The 24,246-nt window shown below is 72.9% G+C and carries 16 protein-coding genes; 8 read left to right on the top strand and 8 right to left on the bottom strand.

Features of this window, described 5'->3' with window-relative positions:
• Positions 1 to 59 precede the first annotated feature (59 nt).
• On the bottom strand, positions 60 to 1,700 hold the full coding sequence (gene dacB / locus OG332_RS38290) for a D-alanyl-D-alanine carboxypeptidase/D-alanyl-D-alanine endopeptidase (protein WP_327417740.1): 1,641 nt from the start codon (positions 1,698 to 1,700) through the stop codon (positions 60 to 62).
• A 192-nt stretch (positions 1,701 to 1,892) separates the two neighbouring features.
• On the opposite strand from dacB, the gene OG332_RS38285 reads away from it, so the two are divergent.
• The 4 genes from OG332_RS38285 to OG332_RS38270 all read left to right on the top strand — a co-directional run bounded on the left by OG332_RS38285 (position 1,893) and on the right by OG332_RS38270 (position 5,150).
• Positions 1,893 to 2,618, top strand: coding sequence for a TetR-like C-terminal domain-containing protein (locus tag OG332_RS38285; protein WP_327417739.1), 726 nt, complete (start codon positions 1,893 to 1,895; stop codon positions 2,616 to 2,618).
• Between the two features lie 40 nt (positions 2,619 to 2,658).
• Positions 2,659 to 3,819, top strand: coding sequence for an MAB_1171c family putative transporter (locus OG332_RS38280; RefSeq protein ID WP_327417738.1), 1,161 nt, complete (start codon positions 2,659 to 2,661; stop codon positions 3,817 to 3,819).
• A gap of 303 nt (positions 3,820 to 4,122) precedes the next feature.
• Positions 4,123 to 4,575: a helix-turn-helix domain-containing protein gene (locus OG332_RS38275; protein ID WP_327417737.1), complete on the top strand. Its 453-nt coding sequence runs from the start codon at positions 4,123 to 4,125 to the stop codon at positions 4,573 to 4,575.
• On the top strand, positions 4,572 to 5,150 hold the full coding sequence (locus OG332_RS38270) for a toxin (protein WP_327417736.1): 579 nt from the start codon (positions 4,572 to 4,574) through the stop codon (positions 5,148 to 5,150). The genes OG332_RS38275 and OG332_RS38270 overlap by 4 nt, the downstream gene beginning before the upstream one ends.
• A gap of 10 nt (positions 5,151 to 5,160) precedes the next feature.
• Here the strand turns inward: OG332_RS38270 and OG332_RS38265 are convergent, their stop codons facing one another.
• A complete protein-coding gene (locus OG332_RS38265) occupies positions 5,161 to 8,457 on the bottom strand; it encodes an aminotransferase class I/II-fold pyridoxal phosphate-dependent enzyme (RefSeq protein ID WP_442816400.1) in 3,297 nt (1,098 codons plus the stop codon).
• Positions 8,458 to 8,528: 71 nt separating this feature from the next.
• Positions 8,529 to 9,470 (bottom strand): NAD-dependent epimerase/dehydratase family protein, encoded by a 942-nt coding sequence (locus tag OG332_RS38260; protein WP_327417734.1) that lies wholly within the window; start codon positions 9,468 to 9,470, stop codon positions 8,529 to 8,531.
• A 203-nt stretch (positions 9,471 to 9,673) separates the two neighbouring features.
• On the opposite strand from OG332_RS38260, the gene OG332_RS38255 reads away from it, so the two are divergent.
• Positions 9,674 to 12,202 carry a CHAT domain-containing protein gene (locus tag OG332_RS38255; protein WP_327417733.1) on the top strand — a complete coding sequence of 843 codons (2,529 nt, stop codon included), beginning with the start codon at positions 9,674 to 9,676 and terminating at the stop codon, positions 12,200 to 12,202.
• 21 nt (positions 12,203 to 12,223) lie between these two features.
• Positions 12,224 to 12,547 (top strand): hypothetical protein, encoded by a 324-nt coding sequence (locus OG332_RS38250; protein ID WP_327417732.1) that lies wholly within the window; start codon positions 12,224 to 12,226, stop codon positions 12,545 to 12,547.
• Positions 12,548 to 12,613: 66 nt separating this feature from the next.
• Here the strand turns inward: OG332_RS38250 and OG332_RS38245 are convergent, their stop codons facing one another.
• Together OG332_RS38245 and OG332_RS38240 are read right to left on the bottom strand one after the other, a co-directional pair.
• Complete coding sequence (locus OG332_RS38245; protein WP_327417731.1) at positions 12,614 to 17,665, bottom strand: pentapeptide repeat-containing protein; 5,052 nt, start codon at positions 17,663 to 17,665, stop codon at positions 12,614 to 12,616.
• The gene (locus tag OG332_RS38240; RefSeq protein ID WP_327417730.1) at positions 17,641 to 18,468 is read right to left on the bottom strand and encodes a TIR domain-containing protein; all 828 of its coding nucleotides are present in this window, start codon (positions 18,466 to 18,468) and stop codon (positions 17,641 to 17,643) included. The genes OG332_RS38245 and OG332_RS38240 overlap by 25 nt, the downstream gene beginning before the upstream one ends.
• Positions 18,469 to 18,565: 97 nt before the next feature.
• On the opposite strand from OG332_RS38240, the gene OG332_RS38235 reads away from it, so the two are divergent.
• Entirely contained in the window at positions 18,566 to 19,753 is a 1,188-nt protein-coding gene (locus OG332_RS38235; protein WP_327417729.1) for an SLC13 family permease, read from the top strand.
• A 136-nt stretch (positions 19,754 to 19,889) separates the two neighbouring features.
• On the opposite strand, the gene OG332_RS38230 is transcribed toward OG332_RS38235, so the two are convergent.
• Genes OG332_RS38230 through OG332_RS38220 form a run of 3 tightly spaced genes read right to left on the bottom strand, consistent with a single transcriptional unit; the run spans position 19,890 to position 22,290 of the window.
• Positions 19,890 to 20,723, bottom strand: coding sequence for an inositol monophosphatase family protein (locus tag OG332_RS38230; RefSeq protein ID WP_327417728.1), 834 nt, complete (start codon positions 20,721 to 20,723; stop codon positions 19,890 to 19,892).
• Positions 20,704 to 21,327, bottom strand: a complete 624-nt coding sequence (locus OG332_RS38225; protein WP_327417727.1) for a hypothetical protein — start codon at positions 21,325 to 21,327, stop codon at positions 20,704 to 20,706. The genes OG332_RS38230 and OG332_RS38225 overlap by 20 nt, the downstream gene beginning before the upstream one ends.
• Before the next feature lie 18 nt (positions 21,328 to 21,345).
• Positions 21,346 to 22,290 carry a hypothetical protein gene (locus tag OG332_RS38220; RefSeq protein WP_327417726.1) on the bottom strand — a complete coding sequence of 315 codons (945 nt, stop codon included), beginning with the start codon at positions 22,288 to 22,290 and terminating at the stop codon, positions 21,346 to 21,348.
• Between the two features lie 133 nt (positions 22,291 to 22,423).
• Between OG332_RS38220 and OG332_RS38215 the strand changes: the two genes are divergently transcribed.
• The gene (locus OG332_RS38215) at positions 22,424 to 24,244 is read left to right on the top strand and encodes a serine/threonine protein kinase (RefSeq protein WP_327417725.1); all 1,821 of its coding nucleotides are present in this window, start codon (positions 22,424 to 22,426) and stop codon (positions 24,242 to 24,244) included.
• Positions 24,245 to 24,246: the final 2 nt, after the last annotated feature.

Raw genomic sequence — 24,246 nt, 5'->3', positions numbered from 1 at the left:
TTCGCCCAGGAGGTGGCGGACGTCCTGTGTGCCGGGCGCCACGGCAGGCTGGCGCGCCATCAAGGAGAGGGCGAGGGCGCGGACGACTCCTGGAGGTAGGCGGCGATCAAGGCGAGGTCGTTGGCGATGGTCAGTACCCCGGCGCGGTCGGCGGTCGGCGTGGAGGCGCCGTTGACGCCCGCGTAGAAGGTGTCGTAGCGGCCACCGCCCTTGTCCAGGTAGCCGGCGATCGTGATGGCGCCGACGGCCAGCCGGTCGTTGAGGGCGTCGCCTCCGACGGCCGCGCCGGTCTTGGCGAAGACCTTCCCGCGCGCGGGGCAGGCACGGCAGTTGTCGGCCAGCAGCCCGTCCACGCCGAGGATCGGCAGGGCCTCCCGGAAGAGCTTCGCGTCAGGGGTCCGCTGCCAGTACGCCAGCATCTGCACCAGCACCTGAGGGGTCACGCGGTCGGCGGGGTTTCCTCCCCTGCCGTCCATGAGCTGGGCCTGCTTGCGGTCGACGCCCGCCCGGTCCAGGAAGTCGGCGAGCACCGGGAAGCCGTCCTCGCACTGGTGGCTGCCGGTCGTGACGGCCATCAGGCAGATGCCGAGGTTGGCGCCGAGGTTGTGGCTGACCTTGAGGATCAGCTTGGCGTACTGGGCGTAGGGCGGGGAGGTGTACGCGGCGACGCGCGGCCGCGACGCGTAGTCGCGCGGCAGCCGGGCGACCGGGTTGGGTCCGGCCGGGTCGGCGGTGACCCGCACGCCGGCCCGTCCGAGCGCCTCGATCAGCGCGGTGCGGCCGAAGGCGGCCGGATCGGTGATCGGTGAGGTGCGCAGCAGCGGCTCGGCGTCCGCCGCGATGGTTCCGGACAGCCGGATCCGGGCGCCGCCGTCGGCGGCCGTCACCGTGACGGCGGTCGGCTTCCCGGCCGCCACGGTCTTCACGGTGGAGGTGACCTGGTACGGAGCGACCTTCGGCCGCCAGTCCAGGCGGGCGTCCGCACCGGCCTTGCCCCCGGGGGTGGTCATCAGGTCGATCAGGTTGTCGTTGATGATCAGCGGCGTCGGAGTGGGGTCGAGGACGGGGTCGGGGAGGAAGATCCGGCTGTCGACGATCACGTCGCCGTCGAGGCGGGTGATGCCGGATTCACGGACCTGCCGGGCGAGCTGGTCGATCCCGGCGAGGGGGTTCTCCGGGGTGAGGGTCGCGCCGGGGAAGTCGTTGGCGTAGGTGTGGTCGAGATCGGTGTACGCGACGGTGCCGTCGGGGCGCGTCCTGCCGCCCATGGTGAGGTCGCCCTGGGCGACGAGGTCGAGGTCGCCGGTGAGCGTGGCGCCGCTGCGCTCGCCGACCGCGTAGAGGGGGGTCACGAAGCGGTGGTCCGCGCCGAGGGTCTGCCACGGGCCCGAGACGCTGATCAGCTTGGCGGTGGAGCCGGGGATGAAGAACTGCCCGGGGAACATGCTGTGCACCACGCGCCCGTCGTCCGGTTCGGTCTGCAGCAGGCCCCACTGGGCGTGGCTGTACTGCGGCTTCCGCATGATCTCCGTGATGCGAGGGTCGAGCGGGCCCTGCTCCGCGTCACCCGACGGCGACGGAGAGGGTTCCGCGGTGGCCGCCGTACCGGGGGCCAGTGCCACGAAGAGCAGTGCGGCGCAGGCGGTGGCCAGGCCGCGCCGCAGCGATGCGGGGCGGCCGGAGTGGATCGGACTGCTCACAGCGCGCTCCGTTCGTCGCGGCTGCCTGGTCCCCGAGGCCGTGTGAACAGGGTGGCACGGCCGGATTCGACCTGCATGTCACACCGTGTCGCAGCCCTCGCAGGCCCGCGGCGTGGCCGGATCTCGGCGCTGGGCCGCGGTGCTCCGGAGGCAGCACTGACGGGTGTTGCCGGCGGCGGGTACGGTGCGGCCATGGATTCCGCAGCAAGTTCGACCGGCGACGACGTGACGCCGAAAACGGTGGTCAAGGACACCGCGCGTCGGCAGTTGGTGAAGCTGGGTGCCGGAGGGCTGTCCCTGGACGGCGTGGCACGCGACTGCGGTCTCGCTCTCACCGATGTCGAGGCCGTGTTCGCGCACCGCGACGACCTGTTGACCGCACTGGTCATCGACGCCTACGACGCGTCGGGCGCCGCGATGGAACGGGCCGACGAGGCCGCCGTCAAAGCCGGTGCCCCGGCGGGTGCACGGCTCCTCGCGGTGACGCGCGCCCTGCGGGAGTGGTCCTTCGCCAACCCCGGCGAGTTCACGCTGATCTACGGCTCCCCCGTGCCGGGCTACCACGCCCCGCAGGACACGGTCCCGCCCGCCTCGCGCACCCCCGGGGTGCTCGCCGGCATCGTGCGGTCGGCGCTGGTGGGCGGTGAACTCGCCCCGCCCCGGCGGGCGGTGCCCGGCCCGCCGCTCCTCCTGCCGGCCGCCGTGGAGGCCTTCGGCGGCGTCCCCGAGGCTCCGTTCTCGGACATCATCGAGCGCGGCATCGTCCTGTGGAGCAATCTGATCGGGCTGCTGGTGTTCCAGGTCTTCAGCCGCACCCACGACAGCGTCAGGGACGAGGCCGCGTTCTTCGACTACTCCATCGCCGTGGCCGCCGAGAGCATCGGGCTCGTGGTCCCCTCGGGCGAGACCACCGACTGAACCGTCCGCCGCATGCGCGGCACGCGCAGAAAACCGGGACGTGAACACCACCAGAACCCTCTGCTTCGTCATAGCAGCGCTGTCGTCGTACGCGGCGCTCGTCTACCGGCTGTGCCAGGCACGCCGCAGTTGGAGGGACAGCGCCTACCGCACGCTGATCGCCACTCTGCTGCTCCAGTGCCTCACCTTCACCATGGGCGCCTTCGCCATGGGCGGCAAGAGCCTCCTGGGCGTCGGCAATCTCGCCATCCTCGTCATGCACCTGGCGGCGGTGGCCTTCTGCGTCAGCGCGCAGATCATCCTGCTCCGGTGGGCGGCCGCGGACGAGGCGACGGTGCGCAGGACGCGCTACTGGCTGGTCTGCGGCATCACCCTCGACGTGCTGCTGACGGCGCTGTTCTTCCTCGCCGACGGCCCCGGCCGGCCCGCCTCGGACTTCGACGGCACCAGCGAGCCGCTGATGCTCACGTACCTCCTGGTCTTCATCGTCTCCCAGGCGGTTCCGTGCGTCACCATCTACCGGCAGTGCGGCCCCTACGCCCGGATGACCGACAACGCCACGCTGCGGCAGGCCCTGCGGCTGCTCTCGGTGGCCTCGGTGGTCCTCTTCCTCTATTGCTCGGCGCGGACGGTCAACATCCTCACGGCGGCGGGCGGGGTCGACATCGGCGCCTGGAAGGTCGCCGCTTCGGTCTTCAGCTCGGCGGGCATCGTGCTGCTCTCGCTCAGCCTGACGAACTCCTCCTGGGGCCCCTCGGCCACCCGGCTCCTGGAGTGGTCCCGGACCTACCGGACCTACCGGGCGCTGTACCCGCTCTGGCGGGACCTGTACGAGGCCTCCCCGGACATCGCCCTGGAGCCGCCCGGCGCCTCGGTCTCGGACCTCGACTACCGACTCCACCGGCGGGTCGTCGAAATACGCGACGGATGGCGGGACTTGCGCCCGTACATCGACCGTACGGCCGGCGGCTCGGACGGGGCCGGCGGGCCGGGCGGGGAGGCGAGCGAGGAGCTGCGGCAGGCGTTCACGGAAGCGGCGCAGATCAAGCAGGCCCTGCTCGCGAAGCGGACCGGCACCGTCCCCCACGACAACAAGGACGCGGGCGACTTCGACGACCGCGACACGGACAACTTCAGTGCGGAAGTGGCCTGGCTCACCCAAGTCGCAGCCGCCTACAGTAAACTCGGCACCGCGAGTTGAGAGCTCCCGCCCGGTTTGCATCCCCCGTCAAACCGGGCGGGCATCCCCGTCTCCCCCGACTTCACGTCGGGCCGGACGGTCGGCTCCCGCCCGGACTGGCCCGGCCCATCCCCCGAGGGCCGGGCCAGTCCGATGTCGCCGGCAGCCGACTCCGCAATGCCCCCGTGAGTCGACTTAGCTGACAGCTATCGGCGAGACCCCAACGGTGGCGGATTCCAGGCCAATTGTCAACTGACTGCTAATCTGTGAGACTGACAGATAGCCAAGGGCTATGCCGAGGAGGTGACGGGAGGAAGATTCACCATGACCGGGACGGAAAGCGGGTCCGATGACCGGCCCCTGCTCGCAGTGCGCCTCGACCACCTGTTCAAGACGGTTCGTCCCAAGGGCAAGCACTGGACCAACGCCGAGGTGGCGGAGGAGCTGAAGCGCGCCAGCCCCGAACTCAAGGTCGGGGGCGTGTATCTGTCCCAGTTGCGGACGGGGAAGCGCTCCAACCCCTCACCCGACCTCCTCGCCGCCCTGGCCCGCTTCTTCGGCGTCTCGGTCGCCTACTTCTTCGACGACAAGGTCGCCGAGTCGGTGCTCAGCCAGATCGCCGCCATCGAGGCGCTGCGCCAGTCCGGGGTCCGCGCGGTGGCGATGCGCGCGGCCGGGATGAAGAAGGAGAACCTCCAGGCCATCACGGCCATCATGGACCAGTACCGGCAGATGCAGGGCCTGCCGCCGGTCACCGACTCCTCCGCACCCGAATGAGGGGCGCCTGGAAGGAGCGGTCGGCCGACCAGGACCGCCGCAGCCAGCTCAAGAAGCTCAGGAAGGCGGGCGCCCGGCGCATCGCCGAACTCGGCCTCCCCGAGGTGACCGACGTGGCCGAGCTGTGCCGCCACCTCGGCGAGGCGCGCGACCGTCCGATCACGCTCGTCCCGATGCAGATGCCCTCCACGCATCCGTGCGGCATGTGGGTCGCCGCACGCGACGAGGACCTCATCTTCTACGACGCCAACACGACCAGCGCGCATCAGGAGCACATCATCTTGCACGAGCTGGGCCACATCATCTGCTGCCATCGAGGGGCAGGCGGGCTGGACGAGGCGGCCGCCCGACTCCTCTTCCCCAACCTCGACCCCCAACTCGTACGGGACATGCTCCTGCGCGCGACCTACGACGACGTCCAGGAGCAGGAGGCGGAGATCATCGCCTATCTGCTCTCCCAGCGCATGGGCAGCGCCGGGCAACGGCACGGCGCGCCCCCGGCGGCGGACGCGGAGGAGGGCGGGGATCCCGGGAAGAGCGCCATGCTCAGCCGGATCGAACGCACCCTGATCTGAGGGGAGTCGCTCAGTGCCCGGTGGAGGCCACCTCCTCGGCCAGGACCGAGACGGCACGCCTGATGTCGTCCTCGCGGTGTTCGCTGGTGAGGAAGAACCGCAGCCTCGACAGTCCGTCCTCCACGGCGGGGTGCACGATCGGATCCGCGATGATCCCGCGGTCGAACAGCCCGCCCGCGACGCGCAGGGTCCGCGCCGAGTCGCCGAGGACGCACGGCACGATCGGGGTGTCGGCACTGGAGCCGGTGGCCAGACCGGCCGAGGCGGCCAGGCCGAGGAAGAGCCGGGCGTTGCGCCGCAGCGTGCGGACCCGGTGCGGCTCCGCTGCGATCAGCTCGGTCGCGGCCAGGGCCGCGGCCGCGTTGGCCGGGGTCGGGCCCACGCTGTAGACGAACCCCGGCAGCGTGTGGCGCAGCCAGCGCACCATCCGGGGCGAGCCCCCGAGGTAACCGCCGCAGCTGGCGAAGGCCTTGGAGAGGGTGCCCATCCACAGGTCCACGTCGGACCGGTCGACGCCGAAGAACTCGCCCACGCCCCGGCCGTGTTCGCCGACCGTGCCGATGCTGTGCGCCTCGTCCACCATCAACAGCGCACCGTAACGCTTCTTCAGCTCGATCACGGCGGGCAGGTCGACGAGGTCGCCGTCCATGCTGTAGGCGCCCTCGACGGCGATCAGCACCCGCCGGAACCGGGACCGGTTGAGCCGCAGCATGTGTTCCAGCTGGCCGATGTCGTTGTGGGCGAACGGGCGCCGCGCCGCCCCGGACAAGGCGCAGCCCTGCAGGATGCTGTCGTGGGCGAGCGCATCGTGCACCACGAGGTCCTGCGCGCCGACGAGGTGCCCTATCGCGGTCACGTTCGTGGCGTGGCCGCTCACCAGCGTCAGACAGTCGCCGACGCCGAGGAAGGCGGCCAGCGCCCGCTCCAGCCGGACCGTCAGCTCCCGTTCACCCGACAGCACCCGGCTCGCGGAGACCGAGGTCCCGTACCGGTCGACCGCTCGGCGCGCGGCCTCGTTGACCGCCGGATGTCCGGAGATCCCCAGGTAGTTGTAGCTTCCGAAGGACAGGTACGCACGCCCCCCGATCACCGTGGTGTCGCGGATGTTGCCCTCGTGGACCCGGAAGTACGGATACTGGGCCCCGCTGTCGGCGATCGCGTTCAGGCGTTCCTCGAACCGGCCCACCTCCGGGAAGTCGTCGACGCTCGCCGTCCCCGCGCCCCACTCCGGGAGTGCCTCCCGGGGCGGCGGCTGCGCGGGGGGTGCCGGCTCGGCGCGGTCCGGATCGACCAGTGCGATCAGCCGGCCGACGGTGAGGTCGGGCGAGAACAGCTCCTCGGTGCGGAAGCCGGGTACGCGCTTGCCGATGCCGACTTCCAGCTCCTGCAGCATCAGGGAGTCGAAGCCGAGATCTGTCACGAGCGTCATCCGCTCGCCCAGGTCGGAGACCGGGAAGACTCCGGTCCGCGACACCTCTTCGAGCACGACGGCCGCGGCGGACGCTCCATCGGGCCGCGGCGAGGCCACGGGCGGGACCGCGGGCGAGACGGCAGGCGCCACCCCGGGCGGGTCCACCGGTCCGGCCCGGTCCTGCAGCTCGCGGGCCGACTCGTCCACGACCCAGTGACGGCGCGGGGCGAGCGGACTCGGCGGGAGGGTGCACGGGGGCACGCGCTCGGTCGACGGACGGGGTCCCGGGCCGGGTTCTCCTCCCGGGCCGGGTTCTCCCGTACGGCCCGCCGCGACGGCCTCGGCCGCCGCGGTCAGCCGGGCGACGGCGTCGGCGGCGTCCTGCGCCACGACGTCGAGGCGTTCCGTGAGGGGCGCCCGGCGGGCCAGGGTGTCCGCCACCGCAGCCAGCGGCGGCCGGTCCTCGGTGAGGGTGTGCGCCAGTTCCCGGGCGTAGCGGGCCAGCCCGGCCCGGTCGCGGGCGCTGAGGACCAGGTGGTGCGGTCCCCCCGCCGGTGCCGGGCGATCCGGCGCGGCGCACTCCTCGACCACCACGTGCACGCCCGTGCCTCCGAAGCCGAAGGCGCTCACCCCCGCCCTGCGCGGCCGGCCGTCGTCCGGCCAGGGGGTCGGCTCCGTGGCCACGGTCAGCCGCGCGGCGTCCAGCGCGGGGCGGTCGGCCAGGTCGAACTCCGGTTGCGGCGGTATCACGCCCCGATGCACGGCCAGGACGGACTTGATGAGCCCGGCCATCCCCGCCGAGTTGAGCGAGTGTCCGATCACCGCCTTCACCGCCCCGAGGTGGGCGGGTGCGGCCCGCTCACCGCGCAGTTCGCGCAGGACGTCGAGCTCGACGGGGTCACCGACCGTCGTGCCGGTGCCGTGCGCCTCCAGGTAGCCCACCGCGTCCGGGGGCAGGTCCGCGTCCCGGTACGCGCGGCGCAGGGCCCGGAGCTGACCGGCAGCGCGGGGGTACATGCCGCCCTGCACGGTCCCGTCGTTGGCCGTCCCCACACCGCGGATCACGGCATAGACCCGGTCGGCGGCCGCCAGTGCGTCGGCCAGGGGCCGCAGCACCAGGACCCCGGCTCCCTCCCCCAGGACGAAGCCGTCGGCCCGCGCGCCGAAGGGCAGGCACCTGCCGCTGCGCGAGAGGGCGCCGATCCGGCACAGCCCCACCAGCAGGTCGGGGGCGAGTATCAGCTGGGCGCCGCCCGCGAGTGCGATGCGGGACCGGCCCGCGCGCAGGGCGTGCACGGCGTTGGCCACGGCCATGAGTCCACCCGAGCACGCCGAGTCCAGCGCGTAGCTCTCGCCGTGCAGGTCGAAGACCGAACTGATCGTGTTCGGCCCCATGTTGAGCAGCAGTCCGGCCGCGGACGTGCCGTGCAGTCCGTCGACCGCGCGGACGGTCTCCGGCCACCGGGGGTCGGCCGCCCGCGCCCCGAACTCTCCGCCGGTCAGCTGCCGCATCCGGATCTGCATGGTGCTGAGCTCGCGGTAGCCGCTCTCGGTGAGCGCCGTGATGACCGAGGTCTCCTCGCGGTCGAAGCCGTCGGCTTCCCACCCCGCGTCCTGGATCGCCTCGCGGGCGAGGTCGATCAGCAGCCGGTGCTGGGGGTCCATCGCCCTGGCCCGCCGCGGCGGGATGCCGTAGTGCGCCGCGTCGAAGTGGCCCACGTCCGGCAGCAGCGCCATGGTGTCCGTGTACGCCGACGAGGTGTCACGGAGGCTGTCGCCGAGGAAGGCGGCGGTGCGCCAGCGCGAGTCCGGGATGGTGGAGAACTGGGTCCGGGGTGCCGTCAGGAGCCGCCAGTACTGGTTCACATCGCGTGCTCCAGGGAACCTGCACGCCATCCCCACGACAGCGATGTCGTCGCGCCGCACGCCCCTTGAGTCCACCGTGGGATCCGTCCCTCTCGCAGCTGTCACCCGGTGACCGCCAGGCGCTCGCGCCACCAGTCCACGGTCTCCTTGACCTGCTGGTCGACGGGGGTGGCCCGGACCGAGAACGCCGCCTCGTAGGCACCCGAATCGACGGCGAACGGGCGGTCGAACTGGTAGCGGATCTCTTTCAGTTCGCGGATCAGCGGGGAGAAGAGCGAGGCCAGGCCAAGTGCGGCCGGCGGGATCCGGCGCACCGCGACCGGCCCCGTGCCCGCCTGGGCGGCCAGGCGGCCGACCATCTCCCGGACCGACAGCGCGGGCTCCGTCGGAACGTGCCACGGCCGGCCCCAGGCCCGCTCCTCGCCCGCGACCTCGGCCAGGGCCCTGGCCACGTCGGGGAGATAGGTCCAGCTGTGCGGGGCGTCCGGGTCCCCGAGGGTGGAGACCGGCTTGCCCCGCAGCAGGGGTGGCAGGACCCGTCCGGCCAGGTGGCCGCCGTCGGTGACGCCGGGGCCGAAGAAGTCCGAGGCCCGTACCTCGACCGCCCTGACCCGGCCCTGCTCGTGCAGCTTCCGTGCCTGCTCCCACGCGGCGGCGCGCACCCGCCCCTTGGTGCCGGTGGCGGCGAGCGGGAGGTCCTCGGTCAGGGGACCGTCCACCGGCCCGTAGCCGTAGAGGTTCCCCAGCATCACGAGGACGGCACCGGTCGCCTCGGCCGCGGCCAGGGCCGACGAGGCCAGGGGCGGCCAGGCGCGCGCCCAGTGGTGGTAGGGAGGCGCGGCGCAGTGGTAGATCGCGGCGGCGCCCCGCGCGGTCTCGGTCAGCCGCGCGCTGTCGGTCGCGTCGAACGCGAAGTGCTGGATTCCCGGTTCCGGGCTTCTGCCCGACGTGGTGACCACCCTTACGGAATGGCCCTGCTCGGCCAGAAGCCGAGCGGTGGCGGCGCCTGCAGGTCCAAAACCAATGACGACATGAGAGCTCACGTACGCACACTAGCGCGAGCCGCCCGCGCCACAGGGGCCACCGCGGCTTCCTCCCCGCCATCCGGGCGGACGGGGCTGATACTCGCCTGCGGGCTGCCGGATCACGACGTTCCGCCGGTATGAATATTCCGGTTCGCCGGTATCGGTCACGCGGGCGCGGCACCATGGCTGCTCTCAACGGGCGGGGCACGCGGGGGGCGCACATGAGGTTCACGGCGTACGAGCGCGCGCTCGTCGTGGCGGGGCGCATCGCCCGGGAGCGGAAGCTTCCCGCGCAGGGGCACCTCTCCACGCGCAGCACCCGGTGGATCGCTTCGCGCCTCGACGCCCGGCTGGACCGGCCCGACGGCCCGTCCGCACGCCGGCAGCGCGAGCTGCTCGAACTCGAAGGCTTCCTCGGCGGGCTGGGCATCGCGGACTCGAAGGACTCGGGGAACGCCGGGCACTCCTGGGTACGGGCGATGCTGATCAGGATCACCGACCATCTTCCGGAGCCGGGCGCACTGCCGCCCAAGGACCGTCATCTCGCCCGGCTCTACGAGCTGTTGGGGCGCGAGTACGTGCGCTATGCGGACTGGTCGACCGCGGCCGAGTGCTTCACCGGCGCCGCCCTCCACTGGGCGGCTCCCCGCCACGTCCGCCGTACGTACGCCCAGATGGTCGTCCTCACGATGAAGGAGGGGGACCACGCCGCCGCCAGGGACGGTCTGGAGATCATCCAGGGCGCGTCCCACGGCCCGTCCGCCGCCTTCCACCGGATCGCGGCCCGGATCCTGGACCCGGCGCCCCTGCTCGACGCGAACGCGGCCGACGGCATCGAGCGGGTCCACGACCTGGGGATCATCCCCTACACCTACCTCGTCTCCTGCCTCGCGGAACGGCTCGCCGCCGACGCGCAGCCGGAACGCGCCCTCGGCCTCCTCACCGCGGCCCGCGCCCGGCTCGCCGCGGACCGGGCCGACGACTGGCTGGTCGGGGAGCTGGAACAAGCGGCCGCGGGCATCTGGACCTCGCTGGAGCGGTACGAGGAGGCCCTGGGCGTGGCCCTGTCCGCCTGGGCGAAGCTGGACGCACAGCGGTACCGCGCGTGTTCGCACACCCAACGGCTCTCCCTCTGGAAGAACTTCGGACCCACCCGGCGCGCGGCCCTCGTCTCGGCGGTCGCCCTGGGGGACGAGCGGACGGTCGCCGAGCTGATCGAGTCGTGCCGGCTGCAGTCCCTGCTCGGCGCCGCCGTCGAGATCGAGGACGACGAGAAGCTCGCCGGCAGCGGGTTCGAGTTCACGTCGGGCCCCGCGGACGCCGATGCGGAGGATCCGGACGGCGAGAGCGCCGAGGCGCTCGCGCCGCCCGCCCAGGCCCCGCAGGAAGAGCCCGCCGCGGCCGACGGCAGCGGCCCGGTCGTGTCGTCGGCGGTCTTCACCGCGCTCAACGACGCCCTGAACTCGACGCTCCTGCACTTTCCGGAGCCCGTCTCCTACCAGGGCACGGCCCTCCTTCTGCCCCACTACCGCACCGCCCTGCCGCCCAAGGAGGCGCAGGGCCTCGCGGCGCGGCCCCTGGACGACGCGCTGCCCGAAGGCGTCTTCTGGTCGACCCACATCGAGGACGGCCTCCTCTTCTGGTTCGTCGCGCGGGACGGGCGGCCCGCCGGGTACGGCGCGCAGGACCTCCGCGAGTTCGACCGGATCAAGCCGGTCCTGCTGGGCCTGGCCGGGCATTCCCAGTCCTCCGAACGCAAGACGTGGAGCCTGTTCCCCTACAAGCGCGGCCCCGGGGACTTCTACGAGCCGTTCACCCAGCTGAGGAGCTGGCGGTCGGCGGAGGAGCAGATCGTCACCCGCACGATCGGGCAGCTCCTGCCGCCGCCGCTCGTCGAAGCGCTGCGGCGGGCCGGCGCGGACGAACCGCTCCGGCTCACGATCTCCGCGGCCCGCGAACTGACCTGTGTGCCCTGGGCGATCACCATGATCCCCGGCACGGAGGAGCGGCTGATCGAGAAGGCGGTCCTGCGGATGTGGACCTCCACGCCGACGCAGCTCAGGCGCGCGTCACGCGCCTGCGGGCTGCCGCCCGGCTCGCCCGTTCCGTTCCTGCTGGCCTGCGACAATCCGGACGGGTCGCTGCGCGAACGGACCGCGGATTCCGTGGTGAACGAGGCGGCCGTGCTCCTGACCGCCTCCGGGCCCGACGGCCCCGGGACCAAGGACGCCCTGCTGGCGGCCCTGCACAAGATCGGCCCCTCCACCCACGGGGTGTTCTTCTACCGCGGTCACGGGGTGCACGACAGCGACCCGGCCTGGTCGGCCCTGCCCCTGGCCGAGGAGACGTACGTGCAGTCGGGCGAGCTCTTCGGGGCGTTCGACGACGGCACGCCCTTCCTGCCGATGCCCACGCGGGTGATCCTGTCGTGCTGTTCCAGCTCCACCGCGTCGGCCCTGGGCGGTGAAGGCATGGGGCTCGCGGCGGGCGCGATCCACTCCGGCGCCGATCAGGTGATCGCCACCTCCCTCGACATCCGCGACGCCTCCTTCACCGAGGCCTTCGAGGACCTCCTCGTCCGGGGGATGCTCGACGGGCAGCGGACCGGCGACCACGCGGACCTGCTGCGGCGGTTGCAGCTGCGGATGCTCACCGAGTGGAAGGTCTTCTCGGTGCGCGGGGAGGACCTCGACGGTGAGGAGATCCGCGATCCCCACCCCATCATCTGGGCCTCGTTCCAGGCGTACTGAACAACCGAAAGGATCTCCTCCATGATTGCCGTAGCCATGCCGTCGGACATCGCCGATCTGCTGGTGGCAGAGGGTCTTGCCATCCGGCCGGGGGGCCGGGGCAGCACGGCCGAGATCGTCGTCGTGGGCTTCTCGGCCCTGAACGCCACCATCAGCCTCCTCCAGGGGCCCGACACCTTCCTGCGTCTCACGGAGCTCGTCCGCAACAACTTCGGGCGGTCCAGGGGGGTCACGGTCGAGATCAAGGCGAACGGCGACAGCGTGACCATCGAGATCCCCGGCGACGCGGACGTCGTGAGCGTCGCCCACCGGGTCAGGGAAGTCCTGCTCGGCGACGACGAATAGCCGCTCCCGGACGCCGGCGGCGTCCTGAACGCCGCGATCGGCGGCGCCCAGGACGCGCGGGCGAGCTCACAACTCCTCCCCCAGCGGCAGCCGGTGGATGCCCGGCAGGTACTCGTCGAGTTCCCCCGGGGTGAACCGGGACATTCCCACGACGTGCCAGAACTCACCGGCCACGTCGCCCTCGTACTTGTAGCCGCCGGACGGGGTCAGCGCCGCCCAGCCGCCCGTCATGCCCATCAGCGTCGCGCGCAGCGCCGGCGGGCCGCCGTCCGCCGGGAGGTTCCAGAGCCGTACGGTGCCGTCCTCGGCGCCGCTCGCCAGCGTCGTACCGTCCGGGGAGAAGGCGAGGGAGAGCACCCGGCCGGTGTGGCCGACGAGGTCGGTGACGTGCTCACCCGTCTCCGCGTGCCACAGGCACACCGACCGGTCGTCGCCGCCGACCGCGAGCAGCGGGCTGCTCGGGTGGGCGGCCACGGCCCAGAGCCGGCCGCCGCGTCCGCGCAGGCGCGGACCCGCCTCCCCGTCCCGCCAGACGATGGCGCTGCCGTCCCAGCTCGCGCTGGCCAGCCAGGCGCTCCCCGGCCCGTACGCGACGCCGTACACCCGGTCCGCGTGCCCGCTGCTCCCGCCGAGTTCCTCCACGAGCCGGCCGCTCCTGGCGTCCCACACCCGTACGACGCTGTCGTCGCAGCCGGTGGCCAGGACGTCGGCGTCCGGGCGGAAGTCGATCGAGCGGACCCGGCCCCGGTGCCCGGTCAGGTTCGACACGGGGGAACCGGTGGGGCGGAACCAGACGCGCACGGAGTCGTCGTCGTTGGCGGTGGCGAGCAGGGTGCCGTCGGCGTTGAAGGCCTCCGCCCAGACGTGCTCGGTCTCGGCGTCGAGTTCCCTCAGGTATTCGCCGCTCGCCGGGTCCCACAGGTACATGTCCCCGTCGTTGCTGGCCGTGGCCAGGAGGGGCTCGACGGGGCTGAACGCCGCCGAGACCAGCCGGTCTCCGCGGCCGGACAGCTCGTCCGTGCGCCGTCCCGTGCGCGTCTCCCAGAGCCGTACGACTCCGTCGTTGCCGGCCGTCGCCAGCTGCGCGCCGTCCGCACTGAAGGCCACGCCGCTGATCCGGCGGCCGTGGCCGCGCAGGATGCGCTTGCCCTGGCCGGTGGCGGAATCCCAGATCTGCGCGCCGCCGTCGTTGCCGACGGTGAGCAGCTGGCTGTCGCCGGGCCGGAAGGCGCATGCCCAGGCGGTGCCCCGGTGCTCGGCGGGCTGCTGGGGGTGGAGGGCGATCGTGTAGCCGTGCGGCCGCCCGGTGGTGACCGTCCACAGCCGGACCGCGCCGTTGCTGTCGCAGGCGGCGAGGAGCTTGCCCTCGTCGCCGAACAGCACCTGGTAGACGGCGCCCGTGCCCCGTTCGAGGGTTCCGGCGGGGGTGCCGACGACGGGGTCCCAGAGCCGTACCTGGCCGTCGGTGCAGCCGCTGGCCAGGAGGTTGCCCTCGGGGTGGAAGTCGAGGACGTACACGCGGCCGGTGTGTCCGGTGAACTCGTGCAGCAGCCGTGCGTCGGCGGTCCGCCAGATCCGCACGGTGCCGCCGCGCCCGCCCTCGCCCCGGTCCGCGGTCGCGAAGAGCGTGCCATCCGGGCTGAACCGGGCGCGGTAGACGGCGCCCTGATGGCCGTCGATCTCCCGGACGCAGTGCCCGGTGGCCAGGTCCCAGACGCGTACCTTCGCGGTCGCGTCGCCGGTGAGCAGTATGCCGCCCGGGCCGTAAACCGCGGTGTAGACGGGCGCGGTGTGGCCGGGCAGCCGGTGCACGGGCCCGCCCGTGGCCACGTCCCACACCGTGACCAGGCCCTCGCGGTCGCCCGTGGCGAGCAGGGTGCCGGCCGCGTCGAACGAGACCGGCCACACCCCGTCGGGGTGGACCGTGAGGCTGTGCCGGCACGCTCCGGTCACCGGGTCCCAGAGCCGCACCGCGCCGTCGGAGCCGCCGGTGGCGATCACGTCGGGCCGGAACTTCACGGCGTACACCCGTCCTTCGTGCCCCTGGAGGGTGCGCACCGCCCGGCCGTCGTCGGCGCCGCAGACCAGGATGGAGCCGTCCTCGCTGCCGACGGCGAGGAGTTCGCCGTCGGCGCTGTAGGCGATGGGCTCGGGGAGGCGGCTGGTGCGCATGCCGAAGCCGTAGGGGACGCCGACCGCCGACGGCCTGAACCCGGCGTCCACCGGCATCCCGGGGGCGATCGAGGCGGTCCTGAGCTCGGGGGCCGAGCGCACCGCGTCGTCCATCGTCACGTCGATGAGCGCGGCCCGGTGCCAGCGGCTGCCGGTCAGCGCGGCGCCCCGCAGATCGGCCCGGGTCAGCCGGGCCCGGCTCAGGTTCGCGCCGGTCAGGTCGGCGCGGCTCAGGTCGGCCCGGTCGAGGCGGGCGCCGGTCAGCCGGGTGCCCCGCAGCCGGGCGCCCGAGAGGTTGGCGCCGACCAGCCGCGTGTCCGTCAGATCGGCGTCGCTGAGGTCGACTCCGGAGAAGTCGCGGTGCGAGAGGTCCTCACCGGCCAGTCGGGCGCCCCGCAGGTCGGCGTTGGCGGGCACCCGGAGCCGGTCGCTGATCCGGACGGCGTTGGCGCGGGCGGCGTCGTTGATCCCGCGTCCGGGTGAGTCGAGGGCGTCGCGCACCCATCGGGCGCACCGTTCGTGGTCGGCGAGGTCGCAGAAGAACTCGACGGCGAGCTGGCTGAACGGGCGGGCGTGGAGCAGGGTGTGCCGGCCCCGGGCGAGCTGGCGTGCTGCCTCCCGTGCCACGAGCCATTCGATGACGGAGCCGTGGATGAACTGGAACACCCCGTCGTCGCTGCGCACCAGCAGGCTGCCCGCGCCGACGGCCTGGGCCCGTTCGGACGGGGTGAGCGGGGATTCGGTGAGCTCGCTGAGGGTGGTGGCCACGGTTTCGGTGAGCTCGTCGAGCCGCAGGGCGCTGCGGCCGCTCTCCCACAGCCGCCAGGCCAGCGCGGTCACCGCGGCCCACAGCTCGTCGACGGTGAGTCCGGGCGGGGCGCCGGGGCCTCCCTGGCCGCGGAGCTCCTCGTAGCCGAGCCAGGAGGTGAACACGTCCTCGTAGAGCCGGGCCGGGCTGAGCGCGCGGCCCGCTCCGGCGACCGCCCGCAGCTGGTCCTGGCTCAGGTCGGCGACGAAGGAGAGCAGCCGGGGGTTGCGGCAGAGCATCAGCAGGTCGGGGATGTTGCGCAGGAGCTGGAAGCGCTGGTTGGCCGCGCGCTCGTCGCCGTAGCTGCGGACCAGGTAGGAGCGGATCTGCGCCGGGGTGAAGCCCTCGACGGAGAGGATGCGGCGCTGCGGCAGCAGGCCGACGCGCTCGCCGAGCGCGGTGAGGACCTGGGCGTGCGACTTGAAGTGCTGGGTGCGGCTGCTGACCACGATCTTGGCGTTGTCGACGGCGGCGTCGAGGAGGACCTGGAGGTGGTCGGCGGCGCGGTCGTAGCTGACCCGGTGGACCAGTTCGTCGAAGCCGTCGAAGAGCAGGACGACGCGGCCCTGGGCGAGCATGTAGCGCAGGGCCCGCAGGTCGATCGTGTCGACGTCGTGCCCGGCCAGGTGGGCGGCGACCAGGCCCTCGAGGCTGTGCGCCCGGTCGAGGGTGTTGAGCGGGATCAGCAGCGGGGTCAGGTGGGGGAGGTGTTCGGGGATGCGGCGGGCCAGCTCGCGCAGGGCGAAGGTCTTGCCGTGTCCGAAGTCGCCGAGGAGCAGGACGAAGCGGCCGTGGTCGGACTCCAGCAGCTCCAGCAGTTCCTCGACCAGCCCGTCGCGTTCTTGGCCGGCACGGTCCTGGCCGTCGCCGCGGTCGGCGTCGCGGTAGCGCTGGGGGAGGTAGAGGCCCGGGGGGTACTGATCGCTCGCGGCGAGCCGGGCGGTCTGGGCGGCGACGTAGCCGCGCAGGTCGAGAAGGCCCTGGAACTCGATGAAGCTGCGCACCCGGACCCGGACGCCGTGGCCGGCGGCCCGCTGCCGCAGCCCGCTCGCGGGGGCGTCGCCCGCGTACACCAGGACGGCCTCGGAACCGGTGTCGGTCGCGTGCACCTGGGCGATGAAGCGGTCGATCTCGTCCTCGGTGGGGGTGCCGGGGTGGACGGCGATGCGCTGCTGCTGCACGACGCCGTCCTCCGACTCCTGCCAGGTGGCCATGATCTGCGCGATGTCGGACGGTTCGCGGCGCGGGACGTCGCGCAGCCGTACGCCCTCCCTGCGCACCCGGCAGATCTCCTTCACCCGCTCGATGAGGGAGGCGGCCGGATCCTCCAGGGGAGCCCTGCCCCGCGGGTGCTCGACGGTGATGACGGCGGGCAGTTCGGGGACGGGGAAGACGCGGCGGGTCTGCCTCCAGTCGCCGGGGAAGTGCTCGCCCTCGGCCGTGATCCGGTCGTCCCAGCGGGTGACTCCGTCCGCGGTGACCCGCAGGAGCTGGAAGCGGGCGGGGGCGGCGGAGCCGAACAGCGGCAGTTCTCCGGCGGCGCCGGGCAGTTGGGTGCGGCTGGGGACGCCGGTGAGGGTGCGCGGGCCGCCGGTCGGGCCGTGCAGCAGCAGGTGCAGCCGCGGGGCGGCCAGCCTGGCGAGGGTGTCGGCGTCCCGCAGACCGCCCGGGCCGCCGATCGCGTCGCCGGGGCGGCGGCCGTCGGTGAGCGGGTGGCGGAGCGCGCCGATGCGCAGCCAGCCCTCCTCCTCGTAGCGGCGCATGGCCTCCGCGAACCAGGCGGCCTGATCGCGGCCGATGTACCCGTACTGCTCCTCGGGGCGGTGGCTGTAGGCCATGGAGGAGTTGAACCCGGCGACGACCGTGCTCAGTTCCGGCACCGGGAAGAGGGTCCAGGGCTGATCGCTGTCGAAGACGGTGTCCAGGCCCTGGTACAGGCCGCGGAAGAGCCGGGTGTAGTGGCGCCACTTGGGCCAGTACGGCGGCTGCGGCGCGACCTCGTCGGCCTCGCAGGTGTGGAAGTAGGCCTGGGACGCGGCCTGGTTCACGTCCTGGGCGCCCGGCACCACCATCACGCGCTGGGGGGACAGGTCGAGCTGGGACCGCAGGGCGGTCAGGAAGCTGAGGCCTGGTCGCACTCGCGCGGACTGCCGGACGCGGTGAGGTCCCCGGTCACCACCATCAGGTCGGGGGCGGGAGCGCCCGCGTCCCTGAGCATGATCAGGTCGCCGCGGATCTGCCGGCTGAGCGAGTCGGGCTCCCGGCCGCGCCCGAAGTCCGGGCCGGCCAGGTGCAGGACGGTCACGGCGTCCTGGGCCCGGCCGCCGCCGGCCGCGGAGTCCTGCGGGTAGAGCGGTGCCCGGGCCGGCCGCCTGCGCCCGGCCCAGCCGGGGCCGGCGAGTGCGCTCGGCTGCGGCTGGGCCGGGTTCGGCTGCTCCGGGTGGCGGACGGGGCCGGGGCCGCTGCCGGGATAGCCGGGCCGCCGGCCCGGGCGGGCATGTCCGTCGACGGCCTGCTCGACCCGGGTCAGCAGCAGGGAGCGGGCGGCGTCGATGTCGGCCACGCCCACCAGGTCGACGTAGGTGATGGTGGCGAGCAGTCCCTCGATCGGCATCTCGTCCACCCGCACGGTCAGCAGCCGTCGTTCGGGGGACTCGGGCGATGCGCGCAGGGCGGCCTGCCATTCCATGCGTCCGTAGGTGGAGCGTTCGTAATGGCGGGACAGTACGGCGATCGCGGCCCGGGACTCGCTGACCCCGCGGTCCATGAAGTCTATGAAATTGGTTCCCGGTACGAAGTCCCAGGCCTGCACGACCGTGCGGTAGCCGGCTTCCTCCAGGGTCCAGGCGATCCATGCCGCCCACGGCTCGTCGGCCGGGGAGTAGCTGATGAAGAAGTCGAACTCTCTTGCGGGAGCGCCGAATTGCCCATCCGTCATCATGGGAACCATGGTAGGAGTCACCCCGCCCGAGCGGGCCTGTCCGGATCCATCCGGGCCATCTGACGGTCGACCGCGCGTACGTGCGAATCTGTTCGACGTGTCTCTCCTCAAGCGGCTGCATCCACTGGACTGGCTGGCCGGCGGCCTGCTCGCCCTCGGCATACTCTGCGTCGCCACGGGTCTGCTGCCCACCGCGCCCGCCGGCGAGGTGATGGAGCGCATCGGTCCGCTGCTGGTGTTCCTCGCCACGGTCATCGTCCTCGCCGAGCTGACCGGCAAGGCGCAGGTCTTCGACGTGGTCGCCACCTGGGTGGCGCGGGCCGGCCGGGGAAGCTATCCCCTGTTGTTCGTTCTGTGCGTGCTGTTCGCGTCCGTCACCACCATCGCCCTCAACCTGGACACCACGGCGGTGCTGCTGACCCCGGTGATGCTGGCGCTGGCGACCCGGGTGGGCATCGCGGCCGTGCCGCTGGCGATGACCACGGTCTGGCTGGCCAATACGGCGAGCCTGCTGCTGCCCGTGTCGAACCTGACGAACCTGCTGGCCGCGGACCGGGTCGCCCTGGCGCCGTCGGAGATGGCGGCCACCATGTGGGCCCCGCAGCTGGCCGCCATCGCGGTCACGATGGCCTGCCTGTGGGGCTTCTACTGGCGTCTGGGGCGCCGCGGGGCGCTCCGCTACGAGCCGCCGTCACCGCCGCGCCCGGCGGACCGGGTCCTGTTCCGGGTGTGCGCGGTGGCGTGCACCGGCTTCCTGCTGGCGATCCTCGCCGACGTGCCCTTGTGGTCGGCGTCGATGACGGCCGCGCTGATCGTGGTGGTGGCCTTCGCGGTGCGCGGCAGGGAGGCGCTGCGCCTCTCCCTGGTCCCCTGGCGGCTGCTCGTCCTCGTTCCCGGGATGTTCCTCGTCGTGGAGACCGTCAACGCACACGGGCTGCACGAGATCCTGGCGACGGCGATGGGGTCCGACAACGGCGTCGTCGGGATGCTGAGGTCCGCGGCGGTCGGGGCGGGCTTCTCCAACGCGCTGAACAACCTGCCGGCCTACATGGCGGGCGAGGCGGCCATCCCCGAGGCCAACCACCACCAGCTGCTCGCGCAGCTCATCGGCGTCAACGTGGGGCCGGTCGTCACCCCGTGGGCCTCCCTGGCCACCCTGCTGTGGTTCGAACGGTGCCGCTGGCACGGCACGCGGATCGGGCTGGGCCGCTTCCTCGGCACGGGGCTGGTCCTGGCGGTGACGGGCACGCTCGCGGCGACGCTGGCGCTGGCCGCCACCACGTGAGCCGCGTCCGGGCGCGGCCACGGGCCCGGGCCGGGGCACGCCACGAGCCGGGCGCGCCACGTGCCTGGTCACGCCACGCGCCTGGTCACGCCACGTGCCTGGTCACGCCACGTGCCTGGTCACGCCACGTGCCTGGTCACGGCACGTGCCTGGTCGCCTCGCCCACCTCCCGCAGCAGGTAGGCGAGGGTCTCGCCGCGCGCCGCCACATAGCTGCGCCCGCTGTCGTCCCCGGCGAAACCGGGCCGGAACGGCGCCCCGGACAGCGTGCGCAGCTCCACCCCCGTCTCGGCCGCGAGCAGCGCCCCGGTCGGCAGGTCCACGCCCTCGGCCCGGTAGCCGACGAAGGCGTCGATCGTGCCGCGTGCCAGGAGGCTCCAGCCGAGCAGCGGCGCCCACAGCTGCAGCACGCGCCGGCAGCGCAGTTCGAGCGCGGCCCGCAGCGCCACCGCCGTCGGGTCACCGCGCTCCACGGCGTACCCCTGGGTCCAGGCGACGACGGGTCCGGGGCGCGGCAGCGCGGGGGCGGGGCCGGGCAGCGCGCCGGATGCGCCGTGGGCCCCGTGCCCCCTGACCGCGTGCCAGGTCTCCCCGGTGACCGGCTCGTGCACCACGCCCATCACCGGGGCGCCGCCCAGGCACAGCCCTATGCCCACCACGTACGCGGGCAGCCCGATCGCGACGTTGTTGCTGCCGTCCAGCGGGTCGACCAGCCAGGTGCGCTCGCCCGCCGCGTCGAGGAGCCCGGCCTCCTCGGACAGGATCCGGTCGTGCGGGAAGTGGCGCTGGATCCGGCCCAGCACGAGCCGCTCGGCGGCGAGGTCGAGGTCGACCTGCACGTCCCCGGACTCGCCCTTCGTCCGCAGGCAGTACGCCGTACCGAAGCGCCGGCGCAGCAGGGCGCCCGCCTCCTCCGCCGCGGCGACGGCGACCCGCCTCTCGCGGTCGAAATCAGGCCCGCTGTTCGGCATCGATCCTCCTGAGGACGGTGTGGACGCTGCGTACGGTCTGCACGGTGTCGCACAGCCGGCGGGTCGTACGGCGCGGGCGGCCGTCCAGCGGCCCGAGCGAGAGGTCGGCCTGTCCGGGGACCGAGAATCCGTGCACCAGGGTGGCGGCGGGTTCCGGGCCCTCCAGGGCGGTGGCGTGGAACTCGCCCGCGGCCAGGGTGTAGGTCTCCCCGCCGGAGCTGACCTGGGCGGGCCCGGGCTCGCTGCGCACCAGCAGGTCGGTGGGGCGGATCTCGTCCACGCCGTCGCTCCCGCTGTGCACCTCGAACACGCGGTGGGTCGCGCCCTCTTCGCCGTCGCCCACCGCGGTCGTCCGTACGGGAAGGTTGGCCACCCGCCCGTACAGCACACGGCTGCGCAGCTCCCAGCTGTGGGCGTGCATGGGCGACGCGTCCGGCTCGGCGCGGTTGCCGGCGTCGAAGAGATGGACGCAGATCCCGCGCGGGCCCTCTCTCAGCAGCGGTAGGCAGAGGAATCCGAGTGGATGCCGAACGGCACGCAACTCCCTTTCACCGGAGGCAATCTCCTCCAGGGTGACGAGGGTCCTTTCCAGCTCGCGGTCCATGGCACGCGCCGCAGCGCATCACCTCCTGTAGGGGTCCTCCGCGTGCAGCGCCTTCTCGATGATCTTGCCGATGTCGCTGTCGGTGAAGATGCGCGGCAGCGGAAGCCGCAGGTCGTCGAAGAGCGTGCGCACCTCGTCGACGGTCGGCTCCTGGCCGAGTGGCGACGCGACGCGCAGGTCGAGCACGGTCGCCTGCTCGCGGCTCTGGTGCAGCTCGGTGACGTAGTAGTCGTAGAGCGGCTGGCCGCGTTCCACGAGCAGGTTCACCCGGGACTGGTCGTCCTGGGTGATGACGAGGCAGGTCTCGGACAGGTCGAAGCGCAGGGTCGGCACGGCGGACGACAGGTGCACGCTGATCTCGAGCGTCGTCAACTGCCGCTGGTACCAGCAGGCGGCGAGGACGGTGGCGTACGACTCCCTGCGGACCCGGTCGGTGGTCCACAGGTCGTCTCCGCGACGCTGCACGCCGAACATCTGGCGGAAGCGGGCGTACGCGGCGCAGGCCCGCTCGTCGGCCGGGTTCACGATGTCGATCTTCACGTTGAGCTGCGAGCGCTGTTCCTTCGCCGCGCGCACGCACAGCGGCAGGGTGACGGCCCGCAGGTAGGTTCCCGTACCGCCCTTGAAGTACCAGAGGTTGGTGTGCTGCCGGGCCTTGCGCAGCGCCTCGCCGACCTCGTTGCCCGACAGCGAGCGCACCATGGCGAGGTCTTCCAGGGCCCGGCGGGTCCCGCTCATCGCCTCCTGGATGCTCGCGGGCCGGCGCACCCGCTCCACGATCGACCCGGTCGCGAGCAGACCGAGGACGACCAGGGTGGCGCCGGAGGCCACGTCGTCGCTGACGACGTCGCCGAAGATGTCGAGGAAACCGACCGCCATCGCGACCAACAGGGCGACGACGACATCGGCATTGCGCAGCACCCATGCCACGAAGCGCTCCAGCCGCCCGACATGTGCCGCCATCCACGCACCCCTCCCCCCACGCGTGCCCCGATGGTAGGAGATGCTCCGGCGGCGCCACCAGAGCGCACGGGGGGAGGGACGGGGCACGGCGGGGGCACGGGACGGGGGCGGACGCCCGTTACGATCTTCCCTCGTGATCAACAAGGGGGAATGGATGTCGAACGCCGACCGTGCCGTGCTGGGCCCGCTGGGGCCGAACGATCCGCAGGAGATAGCCGGTTACCGGCTGCTCGCCAAAATCGGCGAAGGCGGCATGGGTTCCGTCTACTTCTCCCGGACCCGGGGGAACCAGCCGGTCGCGCTGAAGGTCATCCGTCGCGAGTTCGCCCAGGAGCAGGACTTCCGGGCCCGGTTCGAGCACGAGGTGCAGGCGGCCCGCCGTGTGCAGGGCTACCACATCGTGCCGGTCCTCGACCACGACACCAGTGGTGAACAGCCCTGGCTGGCCACCGCGTTCGTGCCGGGCCTGCCGCTCGACGAGGCACTCGCCTCCCACGGGCCGCTGCCGCTGCCCGCCGTGTTCCAGCTGATCGGCTGCACCGCGCAGGCGCTGCACTCCGTACACGCCGCCTCGGTGGTGCACCGCGACCTCAAGCCCAGCAACATCCTGCTCGGTTCGAACGGCCCCTGGGTGATCGACTTCGGGATCGCGCGGGCCACCGACACCACCCAGCTGACCCGCAGCGGCGGGTTCATCGGAACCCCGCAGTACATGTCGCCCGAGCACGCGCTCGGCAAGCAGGTCACCCCGGCCACCGACATCTTCGCGCTGGGTCTGATCGCCGCCGTCGTGGCCACCGGCCGGCACCCCTACGGCGACGGCGCGGGCATCTCGATCGCCGCCTCGATAGCCAACACCCCGCAGCAGGCGCCGGACCTCAGTGGTTACCCGGACGCGCTGCGGCCCCTGCTGGAGCGGTGCCTGGCCGCCGATGCCGCGCAGCGGCCGCTGCCCGCGGAAATCGCCGAGTGGTGCCGGAAGTCGGCGGGCCGGGAGCTGCGCGATTTCGCGGACTGGCTGCCCGCGCCGGTCACCGCGGAGATCGCGCGGCGCGAACAGCTGGCGCAGACTCCCCCGCAGCCCGCGTACACGCCGACCCACGCCCCCGAGCCGGCCCGGCCGGCGTACGCCCCCACGCAGGCCTCCGCCCCGGCCCACCCGGCGTACGCGCCGACGCAGGGGCCGACGGGCGGCCTGCACTCCCCCGTGTACGGCGCCCCCACCGGCCCGGCCTACGCCGCGCCCGGCTACGCCGCGCCCGGCTACGCCGCCCCCACCGGCCCGGCGGCCCCCGCCCCCGCGGCCCCGGGCGGCAAGGGCCGCGGCCGCGTCCCGCTGATCGTCGGCGCGGGGGTCCTGGCGGTGGCGCTGGTCGCGGGCGGCACCTGGTACCTCACGCGCGAGGACGGCGACGCCGGCAAGGCGACCGCGAGCGACGACAAGCAGAAGACGGCGGAGCAGCCGAAGGACGCGGCCCCGGCGGCACAGTCCAGCGGCTCCGCGGCCGCGCCCCAGTCCTCGGCCCCGGCCTACACCGCGGTCTTCAAGGACAAGCCGCTGAAGCTGCTGGCGGGCCGGGAGTTCGGTCAGCAGTACGACGTCGACCTGGACTTCCCCAAGGTGGCTCCGTTCGGGGAGATCGGCTGGAAGGACCGGGAACTGGGGATGGGCTTCAACGACATCCAGAGCGGAACCCCCTTCGGGAAGAGCAAGGGCCCCACCCCCGAACAGTGCGAGACCGGGGCGGCCACCAACCCGATCCCCGAGAAGCTGCCGAGCTCGGACCTCTCCGGCGCGGACAGTGCCATCGTCCAGGGCGACCTGCTGTGCACGGTCACGTCCAAGGGCAACCTGGCCATGGTCAAGATCGTCACGATCGAGCCGTCGCCCAGCAAGCAGTACACCATCCCGACGTACCTCACCGAAGTGACGCTCTGGAAGCGCCAGCCCTAGAG

Origin of the sequence: Streptomyces sp. NBC_01233 (assembly GCF_035989305.1) — a bacterium.
In the GTDB taxonomy this organism is placed as follows: Bacteria; Actinomycetota; Actinomycetes; order Streptomycetales; family Streptomycetaceae; genus Streptomyces.
Note: the sequence above shows the minus strand (reverse complement) of the source record. Positions and strands in the feature narration are given on the sequence as shown.